Source organism: Spiroplasma cantharicola, from assembly GCF_001281045.1.
Taxonomy (GTDB): Bacteria; Bacillota_I; Bacilli_A; order Mycoplasmatales; family Mycoplasmataceae; genus Spiroplasma_A; species Spiroplasma_A cantharicola.
Genome location: NZ_CP012622.1, coordinates 229,961 through 256,239, shown reverse-complemented (window position 1 = coordinate 256,239; position 26,279 = coordinate 229,961). Strand labels below are relative to the sequence as shown.

The 26,279-nt window shown below is 25.7% G+C and carries 21 protein-coding genes; 1 reads left to right on the top strand and 20 read right to left on the bottom strand.

Annotation, left to right across the window (positions count from 1 at the left end; all coding sequences use genetic code 4):
* Nucleotides 1-523 precede the first annotated feature (523 nt).
* A complete protein-coding gene (locus SCANT_RS01135) occupies nucleotides 524-1,162 on the top strand; it encodes an ATP-binding cassette domain-containing protein (RefSeq protein ID WP_053945893.1) in 639 nt (212 codons plus the stop codon).
* A 29-nt stretch (nucleotides 1,163-1,191) separates the two neighbouring features.
* On the opposite strand, the gene SCANT_RS01130 is transcribed toward SCANT_RS01135, so the two are convergent.
* The 20 genes from SCANT_RS01130 to pyk (SCANT_RS01035) form a co-directional block, all read right to left on the bottom strand.
* Complete coding sequence (locus SCANT_RS01130; protein WP_053945892.1) at nucleotides 1,192-1,869, bottom strand: structural protein; 678 nt, start codon at nucleotides 1,867-1,869, stop codon at nucleotides 1,192-1,194.
* 8 nt (nucleotides 1,870-1,877) lie between these two features.
* Nucleotides 1,878-2,087 carry a hypothetical protein gene (locus tag SCANT_RS01125; RefSeq protein WP_053945891.1) on the bottom strand — a complete coding sequence of 70 codons (210 nt, stop codon included), beginning with the start codon at nucleotides 2,085-2,087 and terminating at the stop codon, nucleotides 1,878-1,880.
* A gap of 41 nt (nucleotides 2,088-2,128) precedes the next feature.
* Entirely contained in the window at nucleotides 2,129-3,931 is a 1,803-nt protein-coding gene (locus tag SCANT_RS01120) for a PTS transporter subunit EIIC (RefSeq protein WP_053945890.1), read from the bottom strand.
* A 98-nt stretch (nucleotides 3,932-4,029) separates the two neighbouring features.
* Nucleotides 4,030-4,293: a hypothetical protein gene (locus SCANT_RS01115; RefSeq protein ID WP_053945889.1), complete on the bottom strand. Its 264-nt coding sequence runs from the start codon at nucleotides 4,291-4,293 to the stop codon at nucleotides 4,030-4,032.
* Nucleotides 4,294-4,297: 4 nt separating this feature from the next.
* Nucleotides 4,298-5,401, bottom strand: a complete 1,104-nt coding sequence (locus tag SCANT_RS01110; RefSeq protein ID WP_053945888.1) for a MupG family TIM beta-alpha barrel fold protein — start codon at nucleotides 5,399-5,401, stop codon at nucleotides 4,298-4,300.
* A 57-nt stretch (nucleotides 5,402-5,458) separates the two neighbouring features.
* Nucleotides 5,459-5,758 (bottom strand): PTS sugar transporter subunit IIB, encoded by a 300-nt coding sequence (locus SCANT_RS01105; RefSeq protein ID WP_053945887.1) that lies wholly within the window; start codon nucleotides 5,756-5,758, stop codon nucleotides 5,459-5,461.
* A 29-nt stretch (nucleotides 5,759-5,787) separates the two neighbouring features.
* Nucleotides 5,788-7,986, bottom strand: coding sequence for a PTS transporter subunit EIIC (locus SCANT_RS01100; protein ID WP_053945886.1), 2,199 nt, complete (start codon nucleotides 7,984-7,986; stop codon nucleotides 5,788-5,790).
* 5 nt (nucleotides 7,987-7,991) lie between these two features.
* The gene (locus SCANT_RS01095; protein WP_053945885.1) at nucleotides 7,992-9,185 is read right to left on the bottom strand and encodes a hypothetical protein; all 1,194 of its coding nucleotides are present in this window, start codon (nucleotides 9,183-9,185) and stop codon (nucleotides 7,992-7,994) included.
* A 71-nt stretch (nucleotides 9,186-9,256) separates the two neighbouring features.
* Nucleotides 9,257-10,216 carry an ROK family protein gene (locus SCANT_RS01090; protein ID WP_053945884.1) on the bottom strand — a complete coding sequence of 320 codons (960 nt, stop codon included), beginning with the start codon at nucleotides 10,214-10,216 and terminating at the stop codon, nucleotides 9,257-9,259.
* Between the two features lie 20 nt (nucleotides 10,217-10,236).
* Entirely contained in the window at nucleotides 10,237-10,554 is a 318-nt protein-coding gene (locus SCANT_RS01085; protein ID WP_053945883.1) for a PTS lactose/cellobiose transporter subunit IIA, read from the bottom strand.
* A gap of 9 nt (nucleotides 10,555-10,563) precedes the next feature.
* On the bottom strand, nucleotides 10,564-12,372 hold the full coding sequence (locus tag SCANT_RS01080) for an ABC transporter ATP-binding protein (RefSeq protein WP_053945882.1): 1,809 nt from the start codon (nucleotides 12,370-12,372) through the stop codon (nucleotides 10,564-10,566).
* Between the two features lie 49 nt (nucleotides 12,373-12,421).
* The gene (locus SCANT_RS01075) at nucleotides 12,422-13,918 is read right to left on the bottom strand and encodes a YfcC family protein (protein WP_235443294.1); all 1,497 of its coding nucleotides are present in this window, start codon (nucleotides 13,916-13,918) and stop codon (nucleotides 12,422-12,424) included.
* 288 nt (nucleotides 13,919-14,206) lie between these two features.
* A complete protein-coding gene (locus SCANT_RS01070) occupies nucleotides 14,207-15,295 on the bottom strand; it encodes a formate/nitrite transporter family protein (protein ID WP_053945880.1) in 1,089 nt (362 codons plus the stop codon).
* A gap of 26 nt (nucleotides 15,296-15,321) precedes the next feature.
* Nucleotides 15,322-17,259 carry a threonine--tRNA ligase gene (gene thrS, locus SCANT_RS01065; protein WP_053945879.1) on the bottom strand — a complete coding sequence of 646 codons (1,938 nt, stop codon included), beginning with the start codon at nucleotides 17,257-17,259 and terminating at the stop codon, nucleotides 15,322-15,324.
* Nucleotides 17,260-17,434: 175 nt separating this feature from the next.
* Nucleotides 17,435-18,382, bottom strand: a complete 948-nt coding sequence (locus tag SCANT_RS01060) for a DHH family phosphoesterase (protein ID WP_053945878.1) — start codon at nucleotides 18,380-18,382, stop codon at nucleotides 17,435-17,437.
* Nucleotides 18,383-18,392: 10 nt separating this feature from the next.
* Complete coding sequence (locus tag SCANT_RS01055) at nucleotides 18,393-21,023, bottom strand: PhnE/PtxC family ABC transporter permease (protein ID WP_053945877.1); 2,631 nt, start codon at nucleotides 21,021-21,023, stop codon at nucleotides 18,393-18,395.
* Entirely contained in the window at nucleotides 21,007-21,762 is a 756-nt protein-coding gene (gene phnC / locus SCANT_RS01050) for a phosphonate ABC transporter ATP-binding protein (protein ID WP_053945876.1), read from the bottom strand. Before phnC ends, SCANT_RS01055 begins: the two co-directional genes overlap by 17 nt.
* A gap of 50 nt (nucleotides 21,763-21,812) precedes the next feature.
* Nucleotides 21,813-23,066, bottom strand: a complete 1,254-nt coding sequence (locus SCANT_RS01045; RefSeq protein WP_053945875.1) for a PhnD/SsuA/transferrin family substrate-binding protein — start codon at nucleotides 23,064-23,066, stop codon at nucleotides 21,813-21,815.
* A gap of 204 nt (nucleotides 23,067-23,270) precedes the next feature.
* Nucleotides 23,271-24,707 (bottom strand): pyruvate kinase, encoded by a 1,437-nt coding sequence (gene pyk / locus SCANT_RS01040; RefSeq protein ID WP_053945874.1) that lies wholly within the window; start codon nucleotides 24,705-24,707, stop codon nucleotides 23,271-23,273.
* A gap of 99 nt (nucleotides 24,708-24,806) precedes the next feature.
* Nucleotides 24,807-26,261, bottom strand: coding sequence for a pyruvate kinase (pyk, locus tag SCANT_RS01035; protein WP_053945873.1), 1,455 nt, complete (start codon nucleotides 26,259-26,261; stop codon nucleotides 24,807-24,809).
* Nucleotides 26,262-26,279: the final 18 nt, after the last annotated feature.

The following is a 26,279-nucleotide window of genomic DNA, read 5'->3' as shown; positions in this document are numbered from 1 at the left end:
ATATCTTTATAAAGATTATCAAAATGGAATTTGAAATCATTTAATAAGTTCAGGAATTAAGTCTAAAAATATAATTCTCGCCTATTTATTAAATAGTTTTATTATTTCAATAACAAACTTAACAATTTATTTTATTTGGTCTTTAATTTTTTATAGAAATTATTTAGCCAATTATGGAATATTTGAGTTTTTTATTAATAATTTTTTTAAACAATTTTCTTTGATTATAAGTATTTTTATTATATCCATATTAATTTTTAAGTTTTCACCTTACAAAAAGGAATTCTTAATAAGTTTTTTAGTATTACTACTATTATACTCATTATGATTTGAAAGTTATTTTTTATTATTTTCTATATATACAAATAGTAAAATACTGAAAATAAGTTTTAGTGTAATTCCACTTATTAATATATCAATGATTGACGGGTCAAATGAATATATATGGTTAGCAATATTAATTAATTATGCTTTATTAGTATCTGGGGCACTGATATTTGCCTTAAAAAAATAGGAGGTTTCTATGAAAATTAATATAAATAAAAAAATATCAGACTTTTTTCAAATTAATATTAAAGATTTAGAAATAAAAGAAAATGAAATTATTGGTGTAATGGGTGCAAATGGCTCAGGAAAAACTACATTTTTGAAACTATTGTCCAACTCTTTTAAAGTTGATAAAAATGTTAAAGTTGATAAAATCTATAGTTATAGTATTTTACAACAAGTAAGCAATTTTGGACTTATTAAATTAGTAGACTTGGTTATTTTGTTTAATAATCTAAATAAGAAAAAAATTGATATAAACGATTTTTTTAAAAACTATGATTTACTAGATTTTAAAGAGACTTATTTTGCTAAATTATCTCCAGGACAGCAACAACGTTTTAAATTTATGATTATTCAATTATTTAAAACTGATATTCTAATTTTGGATGAAGCTTTTAATTTTCTTGATAGCGCTTGAAAAAATAAATTACTAAATGATATAAAAAAAATAAAAGACAACTATAAAAATATCTTTATTATTGATCATGATTTAGAGAAAATAAAACAAATTTGTAATAGAATAATTTGTTTTAAAAATGGTGAAATAGTAATTGATTCAAAAGATATTAACTTAATTAAGCAAGAGGATATAGATAATATATTAATTAAATAAAAATCAACTAATCTACATTAGTTGATTTTTTATCTAAATTTATCTATATCAGCTATATTTGGATTTTCCCTTTCAATATTTCTGATAAGATTATTCTCTTTACAATAATTTTCAATTTCATTAGAAATAAGTTCAATTTTATTTTTTAAACTAATTGATGATTTTACATTATCATACTCATATTTTAAATTTCTAATACTATTTTCTAGCTTATACAATTTTAAAACTTTATTATGTTTTAATTTTTGTTCCTCTTTTGTAAACTTTTTATTTGGAATTCTTGTTGAACCAGGAAAATAATCAATATCAATATGTTTGCAACCAATATGATGATAACCTTTCGAAATTGCTTCACTCATTGTAAGATATTTATTATCATACTGTTCTAAAGATAAAATAGTATTTTCAAATGGAATACATAATTCACAACTATCTTCTTCTGGTTGAACATAAACAATAGTTCTTAACCTTAATGCTTCTTTTTTTCCAAATCAATTATAAATTCCAAGCATAGGTCTATTATTTCTATTTTCTTTGGCCTCTGTTATTTTAATGTCAACCTCTGAATCAATAAATTCTTTGGGGTTATTTACAAGATCAGATTTGTCTTTTGCTTTTTTAGTTATTTTATTTCAAGGAATAATAAAATAAAGCAGTACAAGAAATAAAACAATAATTAAAATAGCTCATCAAGGAAATTTATCCATATTTATTTTTAATTATTATGATCATTTAAATGATCATAATAATCTCTTGCCTCCTTTAAATTTATTCTTTGCTCTTTTTTACAACTTACACAAATTCCATTATAAGAAGCTTTTGTTTCGAAATTAATAGGTTTATTAAAAATAAATTTTTTAAAGTCTCAGCAATTTTTGCAAAATGTAAATATTCAATCTGTATCTTGCTCAAAATTAAAAGCCATATTTACCTCCAAAAAAAGAAATGTAACCATTTCTTTTTTTACTATTTTTTAACTTCTTTTACTTCTTTGTTTTCTTGTATAACAACAATTTTTTTCAATGCATTTGCTGCATGTTCTACATCTGGACCAATAACAATTTGTAAACTTTCTGTTCCTAATCGTTTAATTCCATATGTTCCTGCAGATTTTATTAATGCATCATCAATTTTACTGTTATCTTTTAAAATTAATCTTAATCTTGTAGCACAATTATCAATACTTACAAAATTATCTTTTCCAATTGCTTCAACAATTATTGAAGCCATATTTTCATACTTATCACCTTTTTGTGATGTTTCCTTTGTTGTTGATGCTTTACTTGAAGTATTTACACTATTAGGTGATATTGCTTCAACATTTCTTCCTGGTGTAGAAAGATTCATTCATTTAATTACAAAGTAGAATACAAAGTAATAAGTTGCTCCTGCTGCTGCTGTTAAAACTAAGATTCATAATGGATTAGATATTATATTTCCCTGATAATTTGATAATGCTCATGATTGTGGTAATGATGCTGCATAATCAATAAATCCGGCACTAAATCCAAATCCAATTTGAATTTTCATAGCAGTAGTTATTGCCATAAATATTCCTGTAAGTCCTGCATGAACTCCAAGTAATACTGGTGCAATAAATACAAATGAGAATTCTAATGGTTCTGTAATTCCTGATAAGAATGAAACCCCTGCAACTCCTCCAAGGAATCCAGCAATTTCTTTTCTATTATTTTTATCTGCTGTCATTATCATAGCAACAGCTGCCATTGGAAGACCTCCCATCATTATTGGAAAGAATCCTGCTTGGAATAATCCTGAGTTACTAATTCCTTTTGCAAAGGCATTAATATCTCCCATTTCAGTTACTCATTCAGTTCCAATCGAAGGATTTGATCCAAATCCTGGTTGTACTATATTTCCACTAACAGGCATTTGGAATCAGAAGAATGTATTCATAATTTGATGTAAACCAAATGGTAATAATAATCTATTTAAAATTGAATAAGCTGTAGTTCCTGGTATCGCAACAGCAGGATTTTCTGGATTAGCTACAGCTGTTCCAAAACTAATTAGTCCTAACTGTATTCAAGGTCAAATAATTGCAAAGGCCAACGCTGTTGGAATTGTAACTACAAGTGCTATCATTGGCACAAATCTGCGACCTCCAAAGAATGATAAAGCTGTTGGAAGTTTAATATCTTTAAATCTATTATATAAGAAAGCTGATAAACATCCAGATACAATACCTCCAAGTACTCCAGTACTTAAAACATAAACTCCACCTACTATATTGTCCCCATCCATTTTTTGGACATAAAGTAGCTTAGAAAAAGAATCTTTTCCATCTTGAGTTGTAAATGTCATTAGTTTTCCATAAAGCATTTCAGGAAGAGTTTTTTCTCCAGTTAAAGCTGCAATAGATAAATAAAATATTACAGCAACTAATGCAACTTCACCCCGATGATCCTTGGCTAAACCAAAGGCACATCCAATTGCAAACAATAATGCAAGATTATCAAATGGAATTGAACCTGGTTTTTGAATTATCAATGAAATTCAGTAACCTATTTGATTAGTTATTATTAACTTATCACCGACTACTTCACTACTATAAGTAATACCTAAAGCACCAAAACGATTTAAAATAGCTGCAAAAGGTAAAACTGCAATTGGGAATTGTAATACTTTTCCCAATTCTTGAAGCATGGTTAAAAATTTACTTCAACCACTACTTGAGTTATTTGAATCTTTAACTTTTTTTGTCTTTAACTTTTTTTCATTAGTTAAATGCACATTTTTATTGTTCATTTTTAATTTCCTTTACTATACAAGTAAATGGTATAAAAAAAAAAAAAAAAATGCAACAATTTTTCCATAAAAAAGTGATTTTTTAGAAAAAATTTGCACTAAATAATTTCTCCTAGACAAATTGCTAAGAAAATTAGAGCCATTAAATAACCCACAACTGCTAAAGTAAAAATTCCATAATATTGTCAAAATCGAAATATTTTAAATTTTGTTGTGACAACTTTAAAAGAATCTTTTTCATCCTTTTTATTTTGTTTAAATCTAATAAAAAATATGGTTGAAAAAATCCCAAGCAATAATCCTAGTATCCCAAAACTAAATAATGCTCAAAACGTTCCACTACTTAATGAACCTAATAACATTTTGCTAATCCTCTATTCTAAATCTAAAGTGACTTCACGGACCAATAAAATCAAGTAGCCTATTTTCACTTTTTTTGATTGTACCAATTCAATTATACTTTTCTTGTTTGTCTTCGAAATTATCTTTTAAAATTATATGACATTCACCCTTATATTTAATATCATTGTTGTTTATTATAACAACATCACCTTTATTATAAATTTTTTTAGTATTTTGTAGAGCAATAGAATCTTTTTTAAATTCTACTCTTGAAAAAGTAGATCTTATAAAATACTCTGTTATATCTCCTCTTCTAAAATGATCAAATTTTAAAATTTGCTCTTCAGTTTTGCTAATTTTATAAAGAGGTTTTAAATTTAAAGTTATTTCATATTTGTCTATTTTTGCAAGTTCTTCCAATTCAGCATTAGTTGCATATGCATTACCAATAATTACTGTATTAATTTCATTTGTATAAAATAGAATCTTTGCTTGTTCAGAAATAGCTAAATGTCTTTGTTCTTCTAAAGTAGGTAATTCTTTTCAACCTACAGCTGATGTCATTTCTCCATTATGACTTCCTACAAAAGCTGCAGTAGATAAATTATGTTTTAAATATTTTTTATTTGCTTCACTAAAATATTCAAAAGGTAAAGCAGTATACTCTAATGGATAAAAATTATGACATCCACTTAGCCTTTCTTTTATTGGTTTAAAGTCCATTACATTATCAATCAAACTGTCATTATTTGACATATTTAGTTGTATATCAATACCAAACTTGTTATGAGTAACATTTGCTATTTCAAAAGGCAAACTTGGTGAATCCAATCTCAAACAATCAATTCCATATTCTTTGCATTTTGATATATCATTAACATTAATTTTTATTAGTTCCATTGATTTATATTCAACGTCTAATATAGTATAAAATCCAATTTTTTTTGCATATTGAATTGATTTTAAAACCATCTCTGCTTTTTGTTTATCATTTTTTGATCCCACAAAATGTAAAATACTTGTAAAAACAACTTCATATCCTAATTTTTTAGCTAAATCTAAATATTTTTTATCCTTTTCAAATGTTGATTGCTCTGGATAAATTGATATTCCTAATTTTCTTTTCATAAATTACCTCACTAATATAATTTTATCAATAAAAAAATCACTTTTTAAAAGTGATTTTTATTTACAGTTTTTTAAAGCAAATTTTAAAACTTTTTCTCCATTTGCTTTACCATAATCTTCTTTTTCAATTACAAAAACAGGCATATTAAGATATGATTTCATTTCTTCTAATTCATAACCTACTTGTGGTCCTAATAAAACTATATCTCAATTTTTTCCATTAAGTTTTGCTTCATTTATTGAAACAGCTTTAATTTCAACATTTATATCCTCTTCAAATGCATAATTTTGCATATTTTTCACTAAAATTGAAGTACTCATTCCTGCATTACATGCTAATAGTATTTTTTTATTCATTTTTAATTTCCTCCCAAGATAATTTAAATTTATGAATTTAAATGATTTAGTTTATTTTGTTTTTCTAATATATTTATATCTTCTAATTTTGGTTTTTTTGTGAATTTACTTAATAATTCACGTTGTTCAATTTTGTTTGCCAATAAAATGAATGGTGTATAACTTCCCATCAATATAACTAAATTTATTGCAGCTACAATACCACCCATAAAACTTTTCGTTGTCAAGATTCCACCAAGTATTGGTGGTGTTGTTCATGGAACCATAACACTTGAATATGGTATAATTCCCGCTGTTGTGGCAAAATAAGCAAAAGCTCCTGCTAGTAATGGTCCAATAACAAATGGTACAAATAATATTGGATTTAATACTAAAGGTAATCCAAATAGTAATGGCTCATTAATACAGAATATTGCAGGTATTAATGTAACTTTAGCCATTGATCTGTAATCTCCACGTTTTGAAAACATCAATATAACAAGAATTAGTCCAATCGTACCACCAGTACCTCCCATAAATATAAAGTTATTCATGAATGGATTTGTAAAAACATATTCAGGGTCTAACCCTTCTGCTAGTGCTTGCTGATTTTGAGTAAGACCATCTAATTGAATTGGTTCTAATATTGGTGAAAGCACTCCACTTGCGTGAATTCCCATAAATCATAGTACTTGTCATAAAAGTACTATAGCAATCATTCCACCAAATCCTGAAACTGCATTAACCATTGGTTTTTGAATTGCTACAGTTATCAAACCATTTAAATCAATAAATGTAACTGTTTCAGCTCCAATAGAAATTTCTCCCACGATTTGACCAATTCATGTAATTGCAAATGCTATCATTCCAAAAAAGATTGCTGAAATAGCATATGGAATTAAAATATTAAATGATTTAGAAACCCCATCAGGTACTGATTCAGGCATTCTAATCTTAAGTTTTTCATTTTGTGAAAGCCTACCAAATAGAACAGTAGATAAAATACTTATAATCATGGCTGTAAACATTCCAGAAGTTCCAAAAACTCCTATGCTTGTTCAAAATGATGGACTCATAATTAGAAATGCTACAAAAGCAACAATAGCAGCTGACCATTGATTAACCTTATAATAAGGTGCTAAATGATATGCAATTGCTCCTGCTAATAGAAAACCAAAAAATGCATAAGTTCCATTTCAAATATAAGAACCAACTGTTTTAAATTTATCTAAAATTGCAAGTTCATCAGCAGTTAGGTAAAAGAAGTTAAAGAACCCTCCATTTGCTGCTCCTAAAACAATATTATTAATTAGAATAAAAACAGCACCAACAATTACCAATGGCATAAGTGAGAAAAATCCATTCTTTAAAGCCACCATAAATTTTCAGTTTGAAAGCTTACCAGATGCATTTGTTACTTTATCTACTGTCATTTTAATAGTCAATCGATCTGCTTTTCCTGCATTATATCTAATTAAAAGTTTTTGATTTTTAATTTTTAATTTTTCTTCTCTAATTTGATTCTCATATGAAATTCTGATTTCATTTATTTTTAAAGATAAATCATAAATAGTTTGATCTAATTCATTTTGAAATCGTTTAATTCTTCTAACTTTTCTTTGGCGTTTTAAAATGTAATCAATATTTGCAAGACTATTATTATCCTTTTTTCATTTCTCCATTAAATCATTAGATTCTGCTTTGTATTTTTTTCTATATTCATATATATTAGCTGAAACTTCTGACTTAATTGTTTTTAATTGCTCAATTAATTTTAAATGTTCTTCTTTAATTAAAGCTTTTTTATCTATTCAATCCCTTTTAATTTTTGTTTTAAGTTCTTTATTTTTTGATTTCATAGAAATCTTTTGACTTTTTATAGAAGAGATTTTACTTTTAGTTTCTTCTATATCTAACTTATTTTTTTCAATTCTGTTAATTTTTTTTGTTTCATATTCTGTATCTAAATTTTCAATCTCTTTTTCATAATCATCATAAAGTTTATTAATATCAGTTTTTTGATATTTCGCAATTGAAAGTGATAAATCAAAATTCGCTTTTATATCTTTTTGTTTTTCTTTTTTAATTTTATTAAATGTTGAAGATACTAATTTTAATTTTTGCTTTTTTTGATGAAGCTGATTTGACAATTCAAATAATTCTTTTTTATTATTTTTTAGTTTTACTTTATTTTCTTTAATTATTTTTGTTGCTTCAAAAATTTCAGGATATTTTTCATACTTTTGCATAATTATTAAATACCCCCTTTATCAACTTCTTGAAAACCGTATTTAAAGAATTTTTGAACCTCTTCATTATTTAAGATTCCCTCTAAAGCATTAAAATGAACTCTAGGAGCAATTTGAACTTTTTCTTCAAGTCCAAAATCCTTTTCAACAATTGCATTATTAATTTTTGAATCATTTTTATTAATTCCTAATGACATAACTTTAATTAAATTATCATCTATTTTTAAAGCCTCTTCTTCACTTAATTGATTTGCTGGTTTTCCTTTATAATCTTCACATGATCTTCAACTGTTTAGATATTCTTTTTTTTGTTCGTTTGAAAGTTTCATGTAATCTAAATCTAAATTGCTTTCATATGTATGTTCACAATTTCAATTATAAGTTAAAATACCACTTGTATTTTTATTTTTAGAATCATATCAATAACCTATATATTTATCTAGTGTGTTTTCTCCTTTTTGACCAACATTTAAATATTCAATAATATTTTTATCAAATTTAAGTTTTGTTAAAGAGTTTCCAGCACTTATTACTTTTTCCATTACAATAAATTTTAATAATGGTACAAAGAAGCCATCTTCAATATATTTATTCATTTCATGAATACTTTCAATATATGCTTTATTTTGAGAAGTTTGTTTAGAATAATCTGAAGTTATTACCTCATAGTAAGCTTGAGTAAATTTTAAGTTATTTTTCAATACTGCAAATCTAGCAGCATTTGACTGAAATTCTGGTTTTATTATTTCATCTCCAAAAAAGTCTAAAAAACTTTTCTCAGATTCATAATTCATTATTTTTGAAGCGTTACCATAAATTTCCTTATCTTGAAGAACATAGTAATAATAGTCATTATTGTTATTGCCCTCATCATCAATTACTACCATTGAATCAAAATAAGCTCTAGCTATTGCAAATAATTCTAATGACTCATCAGTTATTTCTCTCAATAAGGCATTATTTCTCTTAATTTGACTATTAATATCTAATGAAAATAAATTTCTTTTTATTTTATTTGATAGGTCAATTTTACTAGTAATATCAAAATACTCATTTTCAGCAATAGATTGGGCATCCTTTTTTAAAATTGATTTATATTCCAAAGATCAAGTTGCGTTACACGAAACAACTTGGGTTGTTAATAAAATTGATGAAGAACTTAATCCAATTGTACCCATCAAAGATAATATTTTTTTCATGCAATCAACTCTTTCTATATATATTTTATAATATTTAAAGCATTTAATAACAAAAAAATAAATTCAAGAATTTATTTTTTTGTTATTAAATTATCTATACCATATTTATAAACTCCCCAAGCTCCAACCATATTTCCTAATTGAGCTGTTCTGATAGTTATTCTTGAATAAAAGTCTGGTAAAACGTAATTTTTTAATTTTTCTTTAATAATTTGAATTAAAGGTTCACCCAAATTTGATGGACCTCCACCAATAACAATCATTGATAAATCAAAAAAATGAATTAATACTGAAATACATTTTGCTAATGGCTCTAAGCTATTTTCAAATATTTTAATAACTTCTTTATCTCCATTTTTAACTAAATCAGCTATATCAATAATATGAATATCACCATTTAATTGACTGTATATTTTACCCAATGGGCCTGTAGATTTTGAACCAATCTCTCTTAATTTTCTTTCAATCCCTGTTGCTGATGATACTGGTTCTATACAACCAATTAAACCACAACTACATTGACACTCTGATTGAAATCCACCACCATGCCCAGGTTCACTTGGTAATCCAGTGTTATCTCCAAAAACTAATTTTCTATCAAAAATAGCTCCTCCACCAACACCAGTTCCTAATGTAAATAGTGCCATAGAATCTGGCTTCCCTTTTAAAGAAATTGCTCATTCTCCATAAGCAGCAGATTTTGCATCATTTAATACATAGACATTTTTGTTATTAAATAACTTCATTAATTCTTTTTTTGCTGGGTAATTCTTTCAGCCTAGATTTGTTGAATAAATCACTGTTCCAGTTTTGTTATCAACTATTCCACAAACTGCGATTCCAATGAAATCTAGTTCATTCATATTTATGTTATTTTCTTTTGCTATTTTAAACGCCTCTACTGCAATATTTTCAAGTATTTTATCTTTATTTATTGTTTTAAAAATAAAAGTTTGCTTAATTTTCATATTTTCAAAAAAAGCACATTTTGCAGTTGTTGCTCCTAAATCTATTGTAAATGCTTTTGGCATATTATGCCCTCCCAAAATTTTTATTTATTTATAATTTTATACATTTCAATCATTTCTTTTCCAAGATCAATAATAGCTTGAGTAGTTAGCATTTGATCTTCAGCATGAATAAAAATTAATTTTAAATCCAATTTTTCTCCATTTGCTTCTCTTGAAACAATATCAAAATGAAGACTATGTGCTTTGGTCATTTCAATTTCAGCTTCTTGCATTAATTTATTTGCTTTTTCAAATTCCTTAATTTTTGCTGAACGAATTGCCATTATTGCATTAGATTTTGAAGTTCCAATACAAGAAATCATTTCCATCGATATATTTTCTCAGTCAATTTTGCTCATTTTACTCACCTATTTCATAAGACCTAATGTATATAATTTTTTAAAACGACCTTCTTTTTCTTTAAGTTCGTTAAATGTTCCTCTCTGAGAAACACCATTTTTATCAAGTACAATAATTTCATTTACATTTTTTATTGTACTTAACCTATGTGCAATAACAACAGTTGTTCTACCAATCATTAATTTATCTAATTCTGATTGAATTTCCTTTTCAATCACGTTATCAAGTGCACTTGTTGCTTCATCGAGAATTAGCAATTGAGGATCTTTTAAAAAGATTCTTGCAATTACTAAACGCTGTTTTTGCCCTCCGCTTAACATAAAACCTCGTTCTCCTAAAATTGTATCATAACCCATTGGTAGTTTTTTTATGTAATTGTGGATTTTTGCTTTTTTTGCAGCCTCAATTGCTTGTTCATCAGTCTTGTCAAAGAAAGGATACTTCAGGTTTTCCATCACAGTTCCATAAAGAATTTGAGGTTCTTGCTCAACATAACCTACTTTATCTAGATAATCATTTGGGTTTAATAGCTTAATATTTTTACCATTAATTAATATTTGACCTGTAGTAACATCATAAAATCTTAATAATAATTTAGCAATAGTTGACTTACCAACACCTGTTTCGCCTACAAAAGCATAACTTTTGTTTTTTTCAAAAGTTAAATTTATTTCAGGCAATATTTTTTTTGTTGGTGATTCTGGATAATTAAATGTAACTCTATCAAAAGTTATTTTTTCAATATCTCCTACTTTTTCAGGTTGATCTACAAAATTTAACAATGAATTTGTATCATAAATGTAATTTAATCTCATAATACAATTAGACAGTTTTGTAAGTCCTCTCATTCACATTGGTAATGTTAATAAAGAATACAAAATATTATTAGTAGCTGATGTAAAAGCTACAAGCAAATGTGATAACTCGCTTGGATCCATAGAGTTTTTATAAAGTCCAATTGCAGCAATTATTGTAATAATTGGTAGAGACCAAGCAAAAGTATAAGAGAAAAATGATAATAAAGATTGAAGTCAAATTACTTTACTTAATTTTCTATCATATTTATCATGCAATCTCATGTTTCTTTTAGTTTCTCTATTTTCTGCTGCATTTGCTTTAATTGCTCTAATGTTAATTAATCTGTCAGTAATATCTGCATCAATTGATTGTTTAACATCAACTGATTCGATAATTGCTCTTCGATAATAAATAAATAAAACTCAAATTATTATTACTAAAACAATAAAAATCATTAAGACAATCAAAGCAAGATTAACGTCTAAGATAAACATAAATACCATCATTGCTATAAAACTAACAGTTGTAAATAATAAATTTAACAAGAAATCATTGAATGAATCTCCTGCCCCTTGACTGTCATTAATTACTCTTGACATAATTAAACCTAATTGGTTTTTTGAATAGTAACTAATATCAACTTCAACAAGTTTTTTTAAAGCTTTTACTCTTAAATAAATTTCAACTTTTTTAGAAAAATATGCAGAATAAATATTTGTCAGATAATCAAAAATTACAATTAATATTAATAGTCCTAAACCAACATATGCTCAGCTAACTCAACTCATTGAAAATCATAAAAATTGATTTGCTTGTTCACCATTGTTAATAATATTTTTTGTCATTTGACTAACAACAATTGTCATTGATGAATAAAAAATTGCATCAATAATTGTAAAAACTATATATCCTGTAAAAGTAGCAGGATTTCTTTTTATACACTCACCAATCATTTTGAAAGAGTCTATAAATTTCTTTTTTGAAAATGCTTTATCACTTATAAATTTCTTTTTTTTCATATAAATACCTCAAAAAATAAAAAACCTTTTTAGGTTTTTTTAGTTCTTCTTAAAAAATGTGAGAACCTGTATAATTCAGTCCAGTTCCTATTAATAGTAATGCAATATTAATACCTAATAATGATAAATGGAACTTTCACGTACCTTTCATTATTGTACCATAACTTGTTCTACCAATTTGTGCTGCTCCAACAACAATTCCTGATGCTGGTGATACCATATTTGCCATACCATTTGCAAATGCAAATGCTGTAATACTTCCTGAAACCATAGTAATAGAAGTAGAACCAATTGTAACTGAATTTGCAAGAGGTCCTCATACTGGAAAGATGGCTGTTGAGAACCCTGAAGTTGAAGGTAATGCAAATGACAATGGAATAAATAATAAGAAAGTTATTACTATAAATGCAAATGGATTCATTGCATTACTATTTGAACCATTTATGGAACTAAGCATCAATGATTTAATTCCTGTTTCACTCAATAAATAAGTAATTGCTCCAGCTATTGAAATAATAAAAGCAACTCCTATCATATCTTTTGATCCAGTAAGTAAATCCTCAACAAATGTCTCTTCTCCTTCTCAATTTAAAATTGAAACAATTAACGACCCAATTAAGAAAAATCCAGCAACAACATACATATCACCATGTCCAAATCCAGGAACTAATGATGTAAAGAATGGCATATTTTCTTGTACTCAAATACCCGCATTTTCGAATATATTTTTTCCTATTAATGTATCTCAAGGAAATAAATAAGCAATCATTAAGAGAAACATTAATAAAAATATTACACATATCGAAATTCTTTTTTTTGTTAAAGGTACTTCATTTATTTGTTCTTTTAAGAAAAATTTTTTATCTTCTTCTAATGTTGAAAAAGTATAAGACAAACTGGGATTTCTTTTAACTCTTCTTGCATAAAACATAATATATGCTGATGTAAACCCAGTGACTAAAAATCAAGCAATTATTCTAAAAGCTAATCCATCAGTTGGTTCAGAAATACCAGCCTGACTTGAATTAGCAGCAGCTGAAGCTGTAAAAATTAGAAAAGGATCAAATGTTGCTAACATTGGCCCAATTCCTCCACCAAGAAGTACAGTAATTGTTGCTGTAAAAACATCAAATCCTGCAACAAGCATAAGTGGAATAACTATCATATGAAACCCTAAAGCTTCTTCAGCCATACCATATGCTGAACCACAAAAACTTAAAAATACTACAATAATAGGAATAGCTCATATTGTTTTATCTTTAAACTTTCATGCAATTTTTTGAGTTAAAGCATCTAAAGATTTAGATTTCATTACAATAAAAATAAAAGCACCAATAGACATAACAAAAACTATAATTTCAACCTTATCATTAAATCCTTGAAAAATAGACACAAATAAATCGATAATACCAATAGCTTTAATTTTTTCATTTTCAACTTTAATACCTGAATAGTGTAAAATTCATGACACTATCATTATTGTTACCAATACAAAGAAAAGTATTGTAAAAGATGTAGGAACTTTAAATTTCCTCTTTTTTTTCATTTTTATTTCATTATTATTCATTTTGAGTTCTCGCATTCTAATTAATATAATTTGATAATATTTTATTTATTGTTGATTATTATTTATTTGTGTATTAAAAATTTAAAAAATAAGTATAATTGAAAAATCAATCAAAAAAAACATAGTTTAAACTACTTACGTTTGCCCTTACTGTTTTGCTTGATTTTTGATCTCATAATATACTCCTGTACTTTTATCTATTAAATTATAATATAAAAAAATGTCATTTCTGACATTTTTAAAATATATTATTTAATCTAAAATAATTTATTTATTATCTTTTGAATCATTTTCAGCTTCTTGTAGTTTAATTTTTTTATCAATTCTTTTTATTTGCTTATCTGCTTTATCTTTAAAACTAACAGTTTTACCTTCTAAATATTCTAATTTAATTTTTTTAAATAAAATTGAAACATATTCTTTATTAATATAATATAAAATACCTGGCAATAATAATGCTCCTGATATTCAATTACCAATTAATGTTGGAATAGTACTTAAAGCAATAAACAATAAAACTTGAGAAAACTGTGGTGTTAATCCACTTTTTAAAGTTAATTCTGGACTAAAAATTACTTCAAATAATAACATTCATAAGAAAAATGAATTTGCAGGACCATGTTGGAATCCTCCAATTGCAAAAAATGCAATTGGGAAAATTAATAATAAAACTATTGTTGCTGAATTTTTTGTTGAGCTTGTTAAAGGCAAAGTTGAACAAACCATCATATTACATAAGATTCCTGAACAAATTCCTATTCCTATAGTTGCAAAAATACTTACTGTTTTAATAGAATTACCATTAGTTAAATCATTTGCAACTAAATATAACTTATGAATAGTCATATCAAAGGTTTTAAGTAAAAATGGCTGATTACTATTAAGCAAACCTCCAGCTCCAGCAAAAATTGCTACAAATATAAAAGTACCCAAAAAGTTTCCTAAAAGGACTCCAAAAATTCCTTTTAAATAGGACCTTTTACTAGCACAACCCTTTAAAACTGGAATCGTACTAAAGACGTGACTTGTGAATAATCCCCCGCCAAGGAAAGTAATTAAAATAATGCAACCCGGAAAAAGAAATCCTAATAAAAGAGTTCCAACCTTTGCAAAATCGGTTCCTTCTAAAGAAACCATTGCTATAACACACGCTACATAACCAAAGCCAATTATTACTCCACTCATAATTCCTAAAAGAATTTGTTTTATAAAAGTATAGTGCAATTTATGAATAGCTGCTTTGAATCCTCCAAGCGTACCATCAATCATAAATGAGTGTTGAGCATCTAATATACCATAATCTTGTTCTTTTAGAATTTTTATTTCTTCTTCTATATTTCTATTATTCTTATTCATAAAAAGTATTTTCTCCTATTAATACACTATTCTTTATCTATAATCTTACCTTCAATCATTTTAATAAACTCTTTTAATGATACTGTAGTTTGTTGTTCAGAACCATATTTTCTAAAAGTTACTGTTTCATTTTCTGATTCTTTTTCTCCCAGAACTAATTGATACGGAATTTTTCTTACTTGTGAATCACGAATTTTATAACTTAATCTTTCATCTCTTAAATCAATTTTTGATCTAATTAATTTTGCTTTAAATGCATCTCTTACTTTTTCTGCATAATCTTTGTTTGCAATATTTACTGGTATTATTTCAACTTGTAAAGGTGAACATCATAAAGGTAATACTCCCTTTGTTTGCTCTAAAAGAACTGAGATAAAACGTTCATAAGTTCCTACAAGACCTCTATGAATCATAATTGGTTTTTCAAGTTCTCCATCACTGTTAATATAACTTATATCAAATCTTTGTGGTAGTAAAAAGTCTAATTGTATTGTTGAAACAGTAATTTCATGACCTAAAGCAGTTTTTGCTTGAATATCTAATTTTGGACCATAAAAGGCAGCTTCACCTATCATTTTTTTATAATCAATTTTTAGTTCATTTAAAACATTTTCCAATTCTGTTTCAGCATGATTTCACATTTTTTCATCATTAAAATATTTTTCTTTATCTTTTGGATCTCTTAAAGATAAAGATAAATAATCTACTTTAATATCAAAAGTTAGTAATACTTCTGTGATTAGATTAAAACATCTTACAAATTCTTCTTTTACTTGTTGAGGAGTAACAAAAATATGTGAATCAGTTAATTCCATTGCTCTAACTCTTTCAAGTCCTGTTAAACTACCTGATGACTCATACCTATGTTGTAGAGCATGTTCTGCAAATCTTAATGGTAAATCTCTATAACTTCTTTGTTTGTATTTATATACTGCAATATGATGCGGACAACTCATTGGTTTTAAAACCATTTCTTCTTTTGGAAGCAACATTGGTGCAAACATGTCATCACGATAATGGTCTCAATGTCCAGATGTTTTATAAAGTTCACTTGTACCAATAACTGGAGTTTCAATTTGAATAAAATCATATTCAAATTCTTTTTGCATTAAATATTTTTTAATTTCTTGCTTTAAAATAGTCCCATTTGGCAATCAAATTGGTAATCCTTGACCAATTAAGGGGTCTAAATGATAAATTTCTAAAATTTTGGCAATATGTTTATGATCATTTTCCTTAATTTCTTCAATTTTTTGTTGTTTTTCTAAAAAAGCTTTTTCAGTAGTTGCAGTTAAACCATGAATTTTATAAACAAACTTATCTTCTCTAATTTGAAATGCTGTAACTTCATTTAATTGAATTTTAAATAAGTCACTTGTTTTATTTAAAGTTGCAAATCTTGAGTAAAATAAAACATCTTTTATAGCAGAAATTGGGAATTTAATATATCTTTTTTTGTTTAAATCCACCATACCCATTGTATATTTCTCTTTTACATTCATTTTGTTCATCATATTAATATAATCTTTTTCAGTAAAAGTATTTCCTTTAAACTCTATATCAAGAGCTAATGAAATATATTTGTTTGATAATTCTTCAACTTTTTTGATATTTTCTAAAGTTAACTTTTGATCACAATCAAAATAACTAAAAAACTCTAATTTATTATAACCTTCTTCTTCTGGATAAAGGCTACCTTCAGGAAAAATTTCTTTAAGAGCTAAGCCCACTATTACCTTTGCAGTATAGTTTATAACAGATTCATATAATTCATGTCTTTCAGTTATTAGTTGCAATTTACAATCTCTATCAATAAGAGCAGTATTTGGTACAACTTCTTTATCATTAATAACAGCACCTACGCACTTCTTACCAAGTGACTTAGAAATTTCTTGAGCTACTTCAAGAACAGATTTTGGTTGATCATAATTTATAATGTTGCCATCTAGCAGTGTTATTTTCATTTTTTCTCCACCTTTGTCTTTATAAAAAATACATAACCTAATATTCTTAATTATACATAATTTTATTAATCACAAACAAATAAATTAATTTTATATTTTATTTTATTATTATTTTTTGTAAAATTTCAATATTAGAATAAAAAAATATACTTTTATAATAGTATATTTTTAATAACTATAGTTTTAACTTTTTAAAATTTTTATCAAAATATTTTATAACTTCAAGACATTGATCAATGCTTTCTAATTTGGCACCTGATGCATTAATGTGCCCTCCGCCTCCAAATTTAACAGCAATATCACGAACATTACATTTATTTGACCTAAATTCAACTCTTATAAAATCTTTGCCTTGTGTAAAGAATACTCAAGCTGTTGCATCTTTTATTTCTCCTAAAATGTTAACTCAAAGTGAAATTTTATTATTATCATCAATATTAAAACCTTGCATTACTTCTTTGGTTAAAATAATATATGCAATTTTTTCTTTTGAGATTTTATAATTACTTAAAATATAGCCTTTTAATCTAACTTCGTCTTGGCTTAAACCATATATATTTTTATAAACATCATTTATAGCAAAACCTTTTTTTATAAGAATACTTGCCATTTCAAATGTTCTGGCAGTTACATTTCTATACATAAATCTATCAGTATCTGTAATAAGACCATGAAATAAATAATAGGCTGTTAATTTTGAAAAAACTAATTTGGAGTTATTGTAGAGTTCTGTTAATAACTCGCAAGTAGCTGGATATGAGGAATCTACAATTTCCATGGTTCCATATTGATCAATATTAACGTGATGGTCAATTTTAAATACATCAGATGCTAGAGCTAACCAATTTAAATCTTGAATATCTATTCTTTCTTTTATAGCGGTATCTGTAATAATAACTAAAGCATCCTTAAAGTCTTCTTGCTTTAATTTTTGTGTTTTACCAATACAATGATATTCCTTTGGTAAATCTCCACCTAATTTAATATTTTTATTTTTAAAATTATCATTAATGAATTGATATAAGGACATTTGTGAACCAATTGCATCAAAATCTGGATATATATGTCTCAAAAGAATTATTTTTTTATTACTATTTATTAGTTCAATAAGTTTTTTAAACATTTTATTTCCTCTAATATTCTAAACTTTCAATTTTAATTTTAGTTGATTTTCTAATAAAAGATTTTGAAGCTTTTATTTCTTTTTTAAAGGATTTATCTTCTAATATATTTTTGGAATTTAAATCCAATTCTTTAATTTGTTCAGCTTTACTATTTTTTAATTTTTGAATAAAATCAATTCTTTTTTCATTAAACTCTTTAATTAGATTTTTATATTCTAAATTATGTTTGTTATATATTTTTTTTGCTTCTTGTAAATCTAAGTCTAAATTATTACTTAAGTTAAAGTTTTTAATATAACTTAAGTATCAACCGTGACTTCTTGAAACTTTTTTATCTTTAGAAATGATTTTTGCTTCTTGATAAATAACTTTATTAATATATGCATAGTAAGCTTCTGATTGAATATATTCAAAATCAGCTTTTGATAAACCTAAAATTTCATTGGCTTTATATTTTGCAAAATTTTTATGCTTAATAAAAAGAATGATTTTATCAATATATTTAGGATTGATTCCTAAATTTATTTTATTTCTTAAAGTTGTAGAAATATACTCAATCAATAATGTGAATAATATAATACCAAATAATAGTGCACCAAATTCATTAAATAATTGATCTGCAAAATAACTATTTAATAAATAACCCATATTTCCAGAAGAAACTACTCCTAAAAGCGCAACCTCTTTAAAATTTATATCAAATCTATAAATAATATATGAAATTACACTACTTGTTGTTTGAGGCATTACTCCATATTTAAATCTTTGAAATTTATTTAATCCTGTAGATTCTAATTGATATAAAACTTTTAAATTTATATCATCAAAAACTTCCCTATTATATTTTGTTAACATTCCTACAGTTCCTGCAGCAATTGCCAAAGTTGCAGTAAAAGGTCCCATTCCAACAAGAGCTATAAATAAAATTGCATAAATATATGTGGGTATTGATCTTATTATAGAAGTTATTAATACAAAGAATTTTGCAACATAGTAATTGACTATATTTTCTGAACTTAATATACCAAAAACATATGCTACGATAGCTCCAATAAACGTACCAACTATTGCAATTGATAAAGTTTGAAACAGTAAATAAATTACTGATTGAGGTGCATATCCATGAGCTATGAAAAGTGACAATCAATTTATTTTAAACATTTCTATTATATTATTATTGGTATTTTTAATTGTTTCTGCACTCTCTATATTAAATTCAATAAAGGTTAATGAATAACAAAATAATGCAAAAAGAATAAAGTATAAACATAATCTTTTAATATATCTTTTGGGATTTTTTTTAATAACTTCATCTATAGTTAAATTTTTTAAATAAGTTTCATGTTCTTGCAATGCTGTATTATCTAAATTACTTTTTATTTCCTCTTTTAATTTTAAAACCTCAAAATTAAAATTTGTTAAATAAATTTTATCTCTTCTAACATTCATAGAATTCTCTGCATCTCAAATAAATCAATTTTTTGAATTTAAATTTTGACTTTTAAATATTTCAAAGTCATTAATATCTTTTTTCATTTTTGATTTATGATCAGATAGAAAATTATTTTTTTTAATTCTCATTTCTTCTTTAATTTCTTTAATTGAATTAAAGTCTTTATTTTGCTTAGCTATTTCAAGATTTAAAAATAGGTCCTTTTGAATAACATATCTTATATAAAAATTTAAATTATTCATTCTTGAAATTTTTTTAATTAAAGTTGAATATTTTTTTTGATTTTTTTCATCTAAAATAAAGTCCTTATCTAATAATATATATTTTCTTAATACATATATTATTAATTCTAATAATATTACTACACTAATAATTAAAAATAATAAAAAACCTACTCGTGATCAATCATCATTTCCTCTTGAATCATCAATTAATTTACCAATACCATAATTTGTAACACCACCAATAACAGAAATATATCTTATATTAGTTTCCAAAGCATAAAAAGTTGCTGATGTAATATGATTTGATATTTGCGGTACAACTGCTGACCTAAAAGATCTCATTTTATTAGCACCAGTTGCTTGTTGTGAAATAAAAATCTTTGTATTGATATGTTCAATTCTTTCAAATAAAATTTTTGAAGTAATTGAAAATGTAAAGATTGATAAAACAATTGTAACTGTTAAAATTGTTTGGCCAAAATATCCCACAAAAATAAGAGCATAAACAAAAGCTGGAATTGTTCTAAAAATTGCAATAAGACTTTTAGCAGTATTATTAATAAATTTATTAGTAACAATATTTCCTGCTGCTAAAATTGCTACGGGAATTGCTATAAGCACTCCAATTATTGTTCCAGCAAAGGCTGTAATCATTGTCATAAAAATTGAGTATAAAGCCGTATTAAAAAATACTATTCCAACTGTATCTGGTTTAAGAAAGTCCTCTCAATCCCACCTAATTAAATCACCAATTCTTTCAAAGAATAAACTAAAACTTGAAAAAAATTCAACTCAATTTGTTTCTAACATATTGAAACCAAAGATTATTAATATGAAAACTATAATAGATAGAGATATAAAAAATGTTTTCTTTGGAGCTTTTGTATACTTATCATTTATTGCAAAAACATTTCTAGAAGTAATTGCATTAATTTTTCTATTCATTTTAATAATTATCTCCATAAACTTCTTTTAATATTTTTTTAGTCAATTGTTGAGGTTTACCATCAAAAATTATTTTTCCATCTTTTAATCCAATAATTCTTGAAGCATACTTTTGTGCTAACTCAACATGATGTATATTTAAAATAATTGTTATCTTATCAGACTTATTAACATTTTGAAAATCTTTAATAACTTGATTTGCAAGTATTGGATCTAATGCAGAAACTGGTTCATCTGCAATGATTAATTGTGGTTCTTGTGATAAGGTTCTTGCAAGAGCAATTCTTTGCTGTTGACCACCACTTAAGTTTTCAGCTCTAATATATGCATAATCAAGTAGATTTAATTTTTCTAATGACCTTAGAGCTATTTCTTTATCTTTTTTTGAAAAAATTCCTAAAAGAGATCTTCAAAAGTTTACTTTTGAAATTCTTGAATTTAAGACATTTGTTAAAACTGTTTGTTTTTCTAAATTATTATATTCTTGTGACATAAGACCAATTTTATTTCTTAATTGTCTTAATTTTTTATTTTTTATTTTACTTAAATTGTATTCTTCATTATTATTTCAACTAATTAATATTTCTCCCGAAGAAATTTTATTAATACCATTAATAGTTTTTAAAAGTGTAGTTTTACCAGCACCAGATAAACCTATTACTGCAACAAATTCTCCATCCTCTATTTTTAAATTGATATTTCTTAAAACATGTTTGCCATTAGGTCAAACTTTATTTACATTTGTAAAATTTATCATATTATAAAAATACAAAAAAGCTTAAAGCTTTTTGTACCATATTTATTTTCCTATCAATTTTTCATCTTATCTAATAGAGCTTGTGTTGAATTTGTTGTATCAGTTATTGTTTTATCTGTTGCTATTTCAAAGTCATTACTATTTTCAATGTTTATTGGCCCTACATAGCCAGTATGATTATAAATTTCAAATATACTTGCATTATCTTTATCTGCAATTAAGTTTTTAAAAGCAGTTCTTAAATCATTTTTGAAGATTTCATCCTTTATAGTTTTTTTAGAATAAGCTATTAGATCATTAACAATAGGTTCAGTTGCCCCAATAACTGTTGTATTTTTAAAAGCATTTTCTACGTCAGTTGAAGATTTACTTTCCATTCTAATATCACTAAATCCAACAGCATAATTTGAAGTTGCATTTGAAACTTCCTGAGATGCTTGTGGATAACTACCTTGTTCATGTTTATTTTGTCATAAATCTTTTAATTCATTATCTTCAATTCCTAAAACATCTTGCAATCATAGCATAGGATATAACACTCCTGAGCTTGAAGTTTTGCTAGCTCCAAAAGTAAATTGGAATTTTTTATCTTTTGCACCTTTTAAAATTAATTCTTTTAAAGCTGCTTTATACTCCTCACCATTTTCAAATGAATTAATATCAAACTGATTATCTGATAGGAATTTATTATTTGCATATATATATGATCTATAATAAGATACTTCATTATCTTGATCTAATAATAATTTTTTTGCACTCTCTTGTGTTTTTACTTCTTCAGGATTATCTTTAACCATTTTATTATAATGCTTAGATAATTCTAATGAAGCTTCTGAAGTAACTTCTTCCATTGCTAATGACAAATTAAATTTATTTTGCTCATCAAGAAATTGTGAAAATGTAGTTTCAGGTTTAGCACCTGCTCTAGAAGCATTTAATAAAATTCCTTCCTTATCAAATGCTTTATCTTTTTCTTGCCCTCTATATTTTGCATAAGTATTTACAGGTAAAAATGCTAAATGAGCCTTTCCATCTTGTAATGTTTTTCCTGCAACTTCATAACTTGTTGAAGGAGCAATTTTAACTTTTTTTGTTGATATTCTATTATCTGCTTGTGCTATTTTAGCTAACTCATTTGCTAGCTTTTCTTCTAATGGTTTTACAGTATTTATAATTTCTGTACTATTTTGTGATGGTACAAATAATATATTAATTGTATCTTTATTTGGATTACATGCAATTACATATGTCCCTGAAGATACCACTATTGACGCTGATCCTAAAATTGAAAGTAGTTTTTTCATTTTTTTTCTCCTATTAATTATGTTAAAACTATAAAGAAAAAGAAAATATACTAACTATATATTTAATAGATGTACATTTTCTCCTATTCCTTATTAATTTCAAAAAAATAATAACACTTATTCAATAAAAAATACATAGAAAATTTTCTATTTATGAATTTAAATAATAAAAAAACCTAAACTTTAAAGGTTTAGGTTTAAAAACTATTTTATTGTAATTTCTTTAATATCTTCATTTCTAACAAATAGAATTCTTTCGCCTTTTTTTACGCCTCATGATTTTGCAACTTGTGCTATTGCTTTTTCATCTTTCATAAAGGCATCCAAATTATCAACTTTATTCATAAAGATTGAGTGCATTGCTCCAAAACCAGTTCATAATTTTTCATTATCACAAACTCCCAAAATTGTAACATTTGGTCTAAATTTTGAAATTGTTCTTAATAATTCACCAGTTCTTGAAACAACAATTGCATATTCATAACCTCCACTAATTGTAGTATTAGCTAATTGATTTGCAATTTCTGCTCTTTTACCTGAACTTGATTTTCTAGCTTTTTCCAATTGTTTTGTATAATAATTTTTTTCATAAAATTCTATTTCTGCACGTTTATTGATTGTTGACATTGTTTCAACAGTAATAAATGGGAAATCACCATTTGCTGATTCACCACTTAACATTGTTGCATCGGCTCCTAATTCAGTAGCATAATAAACGTCTGTAACTTCTGCTCTAGTTGGTTGGGGGTTATCAGTCATTGATTCCAACATTTGTGTTGCAACAATAACTAGTTTCCCTTTTTCTCTACATTTTCTAATTATTTGTTTTTCTCAATATGGTACATCATAATATGGGATTTCTAATCCTAAATCTCCACGAGCAACCATAATTCCATCTGATGCATCAATGATTGAATCAATATTATCACATCCAACTTGTGATTCTATTTTTGAAATAATTTGAATATGTTCTGCATTTTTCTTTTTTAATATTTCTCTTATTTCATTAACATTATCTGCTGAATTAACAAAAGAAGCTGCAATATAATCAATATTATTATCAATACCAAAATTAATATCGTTATAATCTTTTTCTGCTAAGAATGGCAATGTAAATTCAATACCTGGTAAATTAACTCTTTTATTTGTTTTTACTAAATGATTGTTAAATGCTTTACAAATAACTTTAAATTTTTGAACTTTAGTTACGTGCATTGTTAATTTTCCGTCATCTACTAAAACAGTATCTCCAACTTTTACATCTTGTGACATATCGTATGACATTTGCATTTCAGTTGCACTACATTCTCTTGTAGAAAAATCTTTAGGGTCAGTATAAACAGTTACTTCTGTTCCTACTTTAATTTCTTGTTTTCCATCTTTCATTTTACCAATTCTAATTTCTGGACCTTTTGTATCTAGTAATATTGATATTGGTTTATTAATTTCTTTTCTTAGTGTTTTTACTCATTCAAATCTTTCTCCATGTTCTTGGAAATCTGCATGTGAAAAGTTTAAACGAATTGTTGTCATTCCTTTTTCAAACAATTCTTTTATCGCTTCTTTTGAGTGAACACTTGGACCAATAGTTGTAATAACTTTGGTTCTTTTCATTTTTTCATTTAAATTAATTTTATTCATTTTATTCTCCTTGTTAATAACAAAAAAATTATATCACTTTATTAGATGATTTGCTCAAATACACAAGTGTATAAAAAAATAACCATTAATTGGTTAATTTTAAACTTGATAGACTTTAATATCTTCATTTTTTACTATTAAGATCTCTTCACCTTTTTTAGCTCCTCAAGATCTAGCAATTTCTATTAAAGCATCTTTGTTCTTAATAATTTCATCAATGCTTTTTACTTTATTCATAAAAATTGAATGCATTGCTCCAAAACCAGTTCATAATTCTTCTTTATCACAAACTCCCAAAATTGTAACATTTGGTCTAAATTTTGAAATTGTTCTTAATAATTCACCAGTTCTTGATAGAACAAGAGCAAACTCATATTTACCATTTCTTGTAATATTTGCTAATTCATCAGCTATTTCTGCTCTTTTTCCACTAGTTGATTGACGAGCAACCTCTAAAGCTCTATCATAATAGATCTTTCCATAAAAACCTAATTCTGCTCTTTTATTAATTGTAGCCATAGTTTCTGTAGTAATAAAAGGATAAATTCCTGCAGCAGATTCTCCACTTAACATTGTTGCATCAGCTCCTAATTCAGTAGCATAATAAACATCTGTAACTTCTGCTCTAGTTGGTTGGGGGTTATCAGTCATTGATTCTAACATTTGTGTTGCTACAACAACAACTTTACCAGCTTTTCTACATTTTCTAATCATTTGTTTTTCTCAATATGGTACTTCATAGTATGGGATTTCTAGTCCTAAATCTCCACGAGCTACCATAATTCCATCTGAAGCTTCAATTATTGAATCAATATTAAAAATCCCAATTTTTGATTCTATTTTTGAAATAATTTGAATATGCTCTGTTTTTTCTTTTTTAAGAATTTTTCTTATTTCATTAACATTATCTGCTGAATTAACAAATGAAGCTGCAATATAGTCAACTTTAGCTTTTGCTCCAAATTTTATATCTTCAATATCTTTTTTTGCTAAAAATGGTAATGAAAAATCAACTCCAGGTAAATTTACTCTTTTATTAGTTTTTACTATATGACTATTAAATGCTTTACAATTTACCAATCCTGATTCAACATTAATAACATTTAATGTTAATTTTCCGTCATCTACCAAAACAGTATCTCCTGGTTTCAAATCAATACTCATATCATATGAAACCGTCATTTCATTTGATTTGCATTCACGATTTAAGTATTCTTCTTGTGTAGTATAAACTCTAACATCAGTTCCTGCTTTTATTTTTTGAGCACCTTCAAAAACTTTTCCAATTCTAATTTCTGGACCTTTTGTATCCAACATAATTGAAATTGGTTTTTCCAATTCATCTCTTAATTCAATTACTGATTTGATCTTTTCAGCTTGTTCTTCTGTTTTACCATGTGAAAAATTTAATCTAACAACATTCATTCCTGCTTCAAAAAGTTTTCTAATATCATCTTTTGAATGAGTACTTGGTCCAATTGTAGTAACTATTTTAGTTCTTTTTATTTTTTTTGCTATCTTACTTGGTTCATAAAATTCTATTTCTTTATTCATTATATTTCTCCTTGTTAA